This is a genomic window from Oceanihabitans sediminis (genome assembly GCF_003337215.1).
GTDB lineage: Bacteria > Bacteroidota > Bacteroidia > Flavobacteriales > Flavobacteriaceae > Oceanihabitans > Oceanihabitans sediminis.
Window position 1 is genome coordinate 1 of the sequence record NZ_QPIG01000019.1, and the last position, 594, is coordinate 594.

The 594-nt window shown below is 29.6% G+C and carries 1 protein-coding gene; it reads right to left on the reverse strand.

What is annotated here, in order from left to right:
• Window positions 1-139 precede the first annotated feature (139 nt).
• Window positions 140-568: a copper resistance protein NlpE N-terminal domain-containing protein gene (locus DU428_RS13335; RefSeq protein WP_114436874.1), complete on the reverse strand. Its 429-nt coding sequence runs from the start codon at window positions 566-568 to the stop codon at window positions 140-142.
• Window positions 569-594 lie beyond the last annotated feature (26 nt).

The window sequence follows — 594 nt, forward strand, 5'->3', positions numbered from 1 at the left end:
CTACAACGTTTATGTATAAGAATAGTTTCGGGTTTGTATGCGAGGATTTGTCGAAGGAAAATCAGACGTTACAAACACGCAAAGACCTTTGATTAAGCACTGAACCGCAATTATTTTTATACGGTGTTGTAAAACGTTTTTATATTTTGAATATATCAATTGTTTTTATCCAAAAGATTTCAGATTCAAAAAACTGAAGTTTTGTTTTAATTATTCGGTCAGTTTTGTCTCTCGGATGTTTTGTTACAAATCTTGCCTTAGAATTATTAAAATCTAAAGTATATTTTTCATCAAAGTCTTCTTGTTTATTTGATAAGAAAGTAATCACTTTACCTTTCGCAATCCATTTTCCTTTACCGTATTTATTTACTTCAGGCGGAATTCCCTGTTTATTATTTGAATAAGAGTGGAAGATGAATGTTCCATCCTGATTTAAGGTCAATTTATATTCAATAAAATGAGTTCCTTCTTTCCCGAGTGCACGATAATAATCACCATCAAAATTATTTGACTGAGAAAATAATGTTAGGTGTGAAATTAAAAGTAAGGTAGAAATTATTAGTTTCATCGGTATGTTTTAAATGTTTTACAACG